This is a genomic window from Dendronalium phyllosphericum CENA369 (assembly GCF_016056275.1).
Classification (GTDB): Bacteria; Cyanobacteriota; Cyanobacteriia; order Cyanobacteriales; family Nostocaceae; genus Dendronalium; species Dendronalium phyllosphericum.
This window is the reverse complement of record NZ_JAECZA010000206.1, coordinates 1-1026: the sequence shown is the minus strand read 5'-3', so window position 1 is coordinate 1026 and position 1026 is coordinate 1. Positions and strand designations below refer to the sequence as shown.

Below are 1026 nucleotides of genomic sequence, written 5' to 3'. Positions count from 1 at the left end.
CTGCAAGGTAATCTCAAGAAAATTTTAGGTGACTTATATGGATTAAGAACCTGGGTAGAATATGGATTTCGACAGTGTAAACAAGAGCTAGGCTGGACAGATTACCGTTTCACCAATTTTCAACATATTGAGAGGTGGTGGGAGATTATTTTTTGTGTTTACACGATGATTAGTTTAAATTCTTCCGTCTTATTAGGCTTAAATCAATCTCGTCAACTTGAGACTGAGGCACAAGATCTGAGTGATGTTGATTTTTCTAACCATCCGCAATGGAACCATGAATCTGGATGGAAGAATGCTTTAAATAATCTGCGTCTCATTATCCAACCACTTTTACTATTTTGGTTAATTTATCCTTGGTTAAGTATTTTCCCTAATTCACATTTGTTACTGGGATTCAATCATTTAATTGCCGCAATGAATCAATTTAAACCCTATTATGCTTCTGGATGATTTAGCTCCTGAACTACTTGCTTATTCCGGAAAGTGACAGAAGAGGGGTAATCAATAAAACACAGGCGTGTAAGTCGTTCGTGGGCAATGCGTTGACTAAGTTTGATTAAGTGAAAGTAGCGGAAAAAAATGCTTTCTTCAGATAATGTTTTATGTAACTTAATCATTAAAGGTTCGTCCTCTGGACGAATGGGACGAATTGTTACTTGCATACCATTGCGCGTTGTCCAAGAGTCAACGTTGCTAAATCGCGATTAAACTGCTTCTGTTCCTTAGTCAATTTACCTCCTTTCGGTTTCTTTTTCGGTATATGACTATTGGCATGAAATTTAGCAATTCCTTGGTAGCCACTATCTTCTAAGCTTTCAGTCTCAGGATGAAAACGAACCTTGCTGTGAATAAATAGCTTGAAATCATGTCTACGACCTGAATCATTGAACACACAAAGTACTTGTAAAGTTTCCAGGTCAATCACAAATTGAGACTTGAGTGGATGTCGTTTTTGTTTACCACTAAAAAAAAGTTTCTGACCATATTTAGGTCGTTCTATGGGACTTTCAGTCACATCCATTG

At 37.0% G+C, this 1026-nt stretch carries 3 pseudogenes; 1 reads left to right on the top strand and 2 read right to left on the bottom strand.

What is annotated here, in order from left to right:
* Positions 1-453, top strand: a pseudogene (locus tag I8752_RS22840) (IS701 family transposase); the annotation flags it as partial.
* Here I8752_RS22840 and I8752_RS22835 read toward each other — a convergent pair.
* A pseudogene (locus I8752_RS22835) lies at positions 444-692 on the bottom strand (hypothetical protein); the annotation flags it as partial. The pseudogenes I8752_RS22840 and I8752_RS22835 sit on opposite strands and share 10 nt — an antisense overlap.
* A gap of 2 nt (positions 693-694) precedes the next feature.
* Positions 695-1026 (bottom strand): annotated as a pseudogene (locus I8752_RS22830) (transposase family protein); the annotation flags it as partial.